The organism is Candidatus Methanoperedens sp. BLZ2, assembly GCF_002487355.1.
Taxonomy (GTDB): domain Archaea; phylum Halobacteriota; class Methanosarcinia; order Methanosarcinales; family Methanoperedenaceae; genus Methanoperedens.
This window is the reverse complement of the sequence record NZ_NTMG01000034.1, coordinates 1-6,200: the sequence shown is the minus strand read 5'-3', so window position 1 is coordinate 6,200 and position 6,200 is coordinate 1. Positions and strand designations below refer to the sequence as shown.

Here is a 6,200-nt window from a genome sequence, read left to right as displayed (position 1 = left end):
TCAAGCATGGTTCGCCATATACTGCCTATGCACCAGACTTTACAGCGAATTTGGGCATGAGCTGGCAGACTTTCTCGACTGAATTTACCTCAAGTGGTTTCTCAGGTACAGTGAACGATGGACGTTTGCAATTCTGGCTTGCACCATATGCGGCAGCAGGTGACATATACTATATAGATGATGTTCAATTAGAAAAAGTAAGTTCCACTCCTATATCACCAGCGATCACAATGCATCCATTGAGCCAGACAGTTGCATCAGGCCAGGCAGCAATATTCAATGTGGTGGCTACGGGGACTGCACCATTGACCTACCAGTGGCAGAATAACGGTACGGACATATTTGGTGCAACAGGTTCTACATATACAACTCCGGCTACAACACTATCTGATAATGGAGCAGCGTTTCAGGTTATTGTATCGAATTCTGCAGGGAGTGTAACAAGCAATCCAGCTACCCTTACAGTACTTCCTCCCATTCCTCCAATTATCACAACGCATCCGTCGAACCAGGCAGTTTCCCAAGGCCAGACCGCAACATTCACTGTGGTAGCTACCGGATCTGCACCATTAGCCTACCAGTGGCAGAAAAACGGTACAAACATATTTGGTGCAACAGGTCCTTCATATACTACCCCTGCAACGATCTTATCTGATAATGGTTCGACTTATCGCGTCATTGTGTCAAATGCGGCAGATATCATCATGAGCAATGCAGCAACATTGACGGTCAATCCAACGACCTCAATTAATCTCATCATGAACCCCGGATTTGAATCTGGAACTGATGATTGGTGGTTCTATATTAACGGTAAAGGATTTTTCACTGTAGAAGACATTGGATACGGTTATCAGGTTGAAAAAATCGCACATATTGGAGTGACTATCAAGGGCACGAATATCCAGCTTTTCCAGATGGGTTTATCACTTAAGCCATATACGAAATATAGACTGACATTTGATGCATATTCTACAACAGCAGGTCACGATTTGGCGGTAAATTTATTGAAGCATGGTTCACCATATACCAACTATGGCCTGAGTCAATTCTTTGATCTTGGTACAGATTGGCAGACTTTCACTGTCGAATTTACGACGAATGGTTTCTACAGTAATGTTAACGATGGAAGATTGATGTTCTGGCTAGCGCCATATGCATCTGCGGGTGACAACTACTTCATAGATAATGTAAAATTAGAGAAAATTTAGTACTGGTTTTTTTTCCAGTACATCTTCTTTTTTCCTTCAGATTTTCATACCCCACGAATAAACCCTGATATTTTCATCAGATAATTCAATTTGTAGCTCTTCACGTATATATTCCTTAATATCTGATGAGATAAGAATCCGGGCAGTATTATCCATGACTAACCAACCTCTGTCATGTTTTGCAACCATTTCTTTTAGCATATCAAGATCTTTAATGACCAGAGAGTTTGCATATACTTCATTTTGACCATTGTTAACTAAAATACTATCTATGCTCCGATCGATGCCGAAAAATTCAACCTTCAGCCAATAATCCGATCTACCCATGTAAAATAGTGAGACAGCAGGCCAAGTGTCGATTACCACATCATTAATCTGCATGTTTTCTTTGACATAGCTATATGCTTTTTTGAAATCCGTCTGTGGGGCATTAATCCCAAGATAATATTTCTCTTCAGGTAAGATCGTGAATGCCTGAGGCGAGTATGCCATCATCAATAACATAGAAATGATTACGAGAGCTATGAGGGTTGACCCAATTTTTGCTGAGCTATTTTTACCATATTTTTGGGCGAGCTCAATTACGAAATCAAAAAAATAAGAAGAAAAAATCAGAATGATCGGAAAAATGAAATAAAGGTATCGGGTGCCAGGCAGTGTGACATAGAAGGAGATGATATAAAAGGGTATGACGAAGCTCATTATCAAGAGCAATCCGCTCCTCCAGTTCTTTTTAATGGACAACAGCGCTCCAAATATTGCCAGGTAGAAAAAAACAGAGAATTCAGCTGTCAAATTTTTGAGATATGCTTCAAAGTATCCATCATCCTGAAGCCAGATATTTTCATATACATAGGATATTACATGAGGAAAATCCGACCCCATGAATTTCAGGAATAATACCAGGAACAGGATGAAAAAGACCAGGCCAATAAAATATTTCACGGCAATATAGTCTTTCCATCTTTTCTTTATCACATCAAAATTAGCTATTAAAAAATATGGTATGAACACCAGGATCAACACATATCCGAATTCATGGCTCAATACGGCGCCAATGAAAAATAGGATCGTTAGTAAGAGATACAGATATCTCCTGTTCTTGATATTTATAGCCGGATCATTGGAGCTGAATTCATAAAAGAAGTAAATAGATGCAAGATAAAAGAACTGGAGTTGTTGATACATCCTTGCCTGTCTTGACCAGGCGATCTCAATAACTGAAAAGGTTGTAAATAAAGCTGCAATAAGCGCTATTTTCCTGTTTCCCAACCTGGCTCCCATTCTATAAACCAGCGGTATCATAAGAGTTCCGAAAATTACACTGGGAAAGCGGGCTGAAAACTCGCTTACGTCAAAAATCATAAATGAGAGTGCTATGAAGAATGTGTTGAGAATAGACCTAATGTAGATAAAACCCGATGGAAAAGCGGGAGTTCCATGCGCTGCCAGAGCTGCGGCGGCGTTGGCAGTGATCGCTTCGTCCAGCCAGAAAGACGGCGCACCCAGATGATAGATCCTGAGCAGGAATCCGCAGATGACCAGGAATAGAAGGAAAAGGATGCTGGTCGTATCCGTTTTGCCGATAATTTTTGCAGCACACCTGAGAGCATTTCCTGAAATATACCTCATTTTTTAACATCCCCATGATATCGCATTACAATGAACGACATCAAAAAAACAGCCATTGCAAGATATAGGAACATAAAATCCTCCTGGGCGATTATATTAAGAGAATACGATACAAATGAGAACGGAAAGAAAAGCATCACCCGGCCGTCCATGCTTTTTACCATCAGGTCAAGCAGAAGATGAGATATGCTGCCGATGCCAAGCGCAAGAAAGACATGGGCCTGCCCGTCCCTTAAGATAGCCATCGATATAACACCTGAAGTGATAAGAGCTCCAACCGGTGTGTGAAAAACGCTTAAGAAGGGCTCAGCGTTAAAGGGGATCATCACTTCTACTTTATCAATATCAGGAAGAAGGCTCCCGGTAATAAATATTCCTATGAAAGGCATATTGAACTTTAATGAGAGGATATTCCATAATGCCCAGGCAAATAATACATGGGTAAGCCAGTCCGGCATCAGGAACCTCCGGCAAGCTGGTGATGCTCACGCCACAGCAGGAATAGCACGACGGGTATTGCAGCAAGGGAGCGCAGAAAGAGCAGTTTATGTTCAAGGCCTGTTCGCACATGTGCTTCCAGGGCAACTACATAGCCCTTGTCAAGATGGGAAATAGCCCTGATATCAACAAAATCGCCCTTTTTTGGAACATAGTCAAGCAAAATATCCTTCACATAGATCCTGTAAGCCATACCTGCGGTATTTGCGTCTATAGTAAACTCTTCATAGTTCTTTTGAACATCAAGCACAGTAGCGCGTAAAAATATCTGCTTTTCTTCATACTTATTATAATTTTTTATTATATAGGCATCATTCGGGTGTTTTTCAATATTAGCAGCGCTATAAATGGAAAGAGCGATTAATATACAGAGTAACAACACAAGGTTTTTATTCATATCATATATTAAATTTTTGCAAAATGACAACAGCCAGTCCTGTGGTCCATTGATCTCGTTTGTGAAGCCGAAGATAAAAAAACTTATCTTGCTTTTTGGCCCCCAATTTTTGAGTTCATTTGTGAAGATGATGCATAATTGATCGAAGCGACCTTGGCTTTTATTTCAGCTAATTCGAATTCCATTTTCGTAAGCCTTTCATCAAAATGAGATTTGAAATCATCTCTCATGGAATGAATCTCAGATACAATATCTACTCTGCTTTTATCGATCTTCTGACCTAACCCTTCTCCAAGCCCATCGATCTTCTGACCTAACCCTTCTCCAAGCCCATCGATCTTCTGACCTAATCCTTCTCCAAGCCCATCGATCTTCTGACCTAATCCTTCCCCAAGCCCATCGATCTTCTGACCGAGATTAGTATTCATTTCTCTCATATATCTCACAGCTGCGTCCATTCTTTCATAAGTAGCAGTTGTCAAATCCTCACTTCTGATAATTTCAAACGTTTTGAACTTTCCAGTTGGATTTTTGTATTTTATATCGATTTTTTCTACACTAATTGGATACTGCCTGATATTGATCTTTTCAATGAATTCTTTGATGCTGTTCTCTTGACCTTCACAAACGACATGAACAGTCCCGTTATCAAGATTTTTTACATATCCATTAAGGTTGAGATTAAAAGCTGTTTCATCAATGAAATCCCTGAAACCGGCTTTCTGTACCCTTCCAGAAATTATAATCTCTGCTTGTTTCTCCATATTATACCAACATCGTTTTTGAATAGATATAAATGTTATTCAGGCGAAACAACCTCAAATCACAATCGCAACACATCCACCGAAATATCATCAAATGCACAAATAACACTTATTAAATTTTATTTTCATCTCATAATTTCATGCTCATGAACAATAGCAACATAATCTCATTAGTATTCCATAACCTTTAAGGCGTCATAATTTATCAAAAGATATTAACCTGTACAATGATATGACACTCAGCCGTTATAAAATCTGATGGCTCAGGTGCTAATTGGTGGTATTAAAATGAAAACGTTGCTCTACAGAATCGTCGCTGCCAGCCCAGTATTAATACTTCTGTATCTTATTTATCTCGTAGCATTCAATGTTCCGGTCATCTATACTATCGATATCGGCTCCGAAGGAGATACAGACTCAGACAGAGATGCCTACCTGCGCAATATGACGAGTCAGGCCAGATTAACCCGGAGCATGTCGATCGATGGCGATACCTTCAGGAACTCCTTTAAATCATTTTGATGATGTTGTTATTTATGTTAAAGGAAGACAGTGGGATAACAAGCATTCTCATCGATCATAACCTCAGAAGTTTCGAAAAGGATACATACATTTATAGATCAGATAAGTTTGTCTGGAGTTATCCTTTCAATAAAGTCTATTTTATCAAAATGTGTATCATATGATATGAGCATTTTCAGATTTCTCTCTTTCATGCATTGACATATTAATGCATCATCAAAATCAAGATCATACATATCCATAATTTTCGTAGTATTTATTTTGCTTGAAAGTGATATCTCAATAATTGACAGACCGCTATACTTCAATAAGCTTGAAAGGAAAATTGCAATTTCTTTGCCGGTTTTATCGTAATTTTCCATAACTATTACAATAGCATCTATATGAAAGTCACTTATATATCCTGATAGTTCACCGTTCTCAAATCGTTTCAATAATTTTCTTGCAGGTTCGCCTTTTTTTTGACCAAGTTCTACTTCTAAAAAAATATTAGCATCAATCAGATACATTCCTGTACCTCATTGCCTTTTTGAGACGAATCCTTTTTGCTTCATGCTGTAATTCGACACCAGATTTTTCAACATGGGATAGCATACCCCATATAGCTTCGACTGGATCTTCTGGCGGTTTCTGTGAAATAAGGACTTTGTGAGCTTTTGCAAGCCATTCTTCAATTGCTTTCGATACCGCGATATCCAGAGCGTTATTTTTATTTCCAAAACAGTCTATGGCAGTCGATTCAAGCTGACTTTTGATATTATTCGGAATATGGACTTTCAATTCACTCATATTATCATCTTGGATTCTATTTTGAATGTATAAATACATACGCAAGAATCCATCTCGAAAGGATAATATTATAGACCGGATTGAAATGGACGAATAATATGTTCTCGCCTCCAAGATGTTCTAATGAGAACACCAGCAGAATTCGAACCGGTTATTTTTCTGTCGCATAGAAATCCCACCTTATAATTATTAAATATAAAACATAATATTCCTGGCGCCGATGCTTTCACCACAAAAAAAAGCCCTGCCAATCCGAAACCGCAGATGAACGCAGATGAACGCAGATGAAAAATCCCTTTGCAGCGCAATTATTTTAAGTAAAAAGTGGTCAAACTTTGCCGAATAAGAAGGAAAGATTGCTCTCTCCCCCTCTTCTCAGAACGGCACGTG

8 protein-coding genes are annotated in these 6,200 nt (G+C 39.0%); 2 read left to right on the top strand and 6 right to left on the bottom strand.

Going from position 1 to position 6,200, the window contains the following annotated elements:
• Positions 1-1,208 (top strand): immunoglobulin domain-containing protein (locus CL181_RS05700; protein ID WP_217993098.1); only part of this gene is annotated, 1,208 nt, incomplete at its 5' end.
• Positions 1,209-1,244: 36 nt separating this feature from the next.
• Here CL181_RS05700 and CL181_RS05695 read toward each other — a convergent pair.
• From CL181_RS05695 to CL181_RS05680, 4 genes are all read right to left on the bottom strand, one after another.
• Complete coding sequence (locus tag CL181_RS05695) at positions 1,245-2,840, bottom strand: glycosyltransferase family 39 protein (protein WP_097298312.1); 1,596 nt, start codon at positions 2,838-2,840, stop codon at positions 1,245-1,247.
• On the bottom strand, positions 2,837-3,298 hold the full coding sequence (locus tag CL181_RS05690; RefSeq protein ID WP_097298310.1) for a metal-dependent hydrolase: 462 nt from the start codon (positions 3,296-3,298) through the stop codon (positions 2,837-2,839). Before CL181_RS05690 ends, CL181_RS05695 begins: the two co-directional genes overlap by 4 nt.
• The gene (locus CL181_RS05685) at positions 3,298-3,735 is read right to left on the bottom strand and encodes a hypothetical protein (protein WP_141398808.1); all 438 of its coding nucleotides are present in this window, start codon (positions 3,733-3,735) and stop codon (positions 3,298-3,300) included. Before CL181_RS05685 ends, CL181_RS05690 begins: the two co-directional genes overlap by 1 nt.
• Positions 3,736-3,818: 83 nt before the next feature.
• Positions 3,819-4,499 (bottom strand): acylphosphatase, encoded by a 681-nt coding sequence (locus tag CL181_RS05680; RefSeq protein ID WP_097298306.1) that lies wholly within the window; start codon positions 4,497-4,499, stop codon positions 3,819-3,821.
• Positions 4,500-4,787: 288 nt separating this feature from the next.
• On the opposite strand from CL181_RS05680, the gene CL181_RS05675 reads away from it, so the two are divergent.
• Positions 4,788-5,021 carry a hypothetical protein gene (locus CL181_RS05675; protein ID WP_097298305.1) on the top strand — a complete coding sequence of 78 codons (234 nt, stop codon included), beginning with the start codon at positions 4,788-4,790 and terminating at the stop codon, positions 5,019-5,021.
• A 98-nt stretch (positions 5,022-5,119) separates the two neighbouring features.
• Here CL181_RS05675 and CL181_RS05670 read toward each other — a convergent pair whose 3' ends face one another.
• Both CL181_RS05670 and CL181_RS05665 read right to left on the bottom strand, forming a co-directional pair.
• Positions 5,120-5,530 (bottom strand): type II toxin-antitoxin system VapC family toxin, encoded by a 411-nt coding sequence (locus CL181_RS05670; protein ID WP_097298302.1) that lies wholly within the window; start codon positions 5,528-5,530, stop codon positions 5,120-5,122.
• Positions 5,517-5,810 (bottom strand): hypothetical protein, encoded by a 294-nt coding sequence (locus CL181_RS05665; protein ID WP_097298300.1) that lies wholly within the window; start codon positions 5,808-5,810, stop codon positions 5,517-5,519. Before CL181_RS05665 ends, CL181_RS05670 begins: the two co-directional genes overlap by 14 nt.
• Positions 5,811-6,200 lie beyond the last annotated feature (390 nt).

Coding starts and splice junctions, on each gene's coding strand:
- CL181_RS05680 (WP_097298306.1), bottom strand. CDS start 4,499: ATGGAGAAACAAGCAGAGATTATAATTTCTGGAAGGGTACAGAAAGCC.
- CL181_RS05695 (WP_097298312.1), bottom strand. CDS start 2,840: ATGAGGTATATTTCAGGAAATGCTCTCAGGTGTGCTGCAAAAATTATC.
- CL181_RS05675 (WP_097298305.1), top strand. CDS start 4,788: ATGAAAACGTTGCTCTACAGAATCGTCGCTGCCAGCCCAGTATTAATA.
- CL181_RS05690 (WP_097298310.1), bottom strand. CDS start 3,298: ATGCCGGACTGGCTTACCCATGTATTATTTGCCTGGGCATTATGGAAT.
- CL181_RS05670 (WP_097298302.1), bottom strand. CDS start 5,530: ATGTATCTGATTGATGCTAATATTTTTTTAGAAGTAGAACTTGGTCAA.
- CL181_RS05685 (WP_141398808.1), bottom strand. CDS start 3,735: ATGAATAAAAACCTTGTGTTGTTACTCTGTATATTAATCGCTCTTTCC.
- CL181_RS05665 (WP_097298300.1), bottom strand. CDS start 5,810: ATGAGTGAATTGAAAGTCCATATTCCGAATAATATCAAAAGTCAGCTT.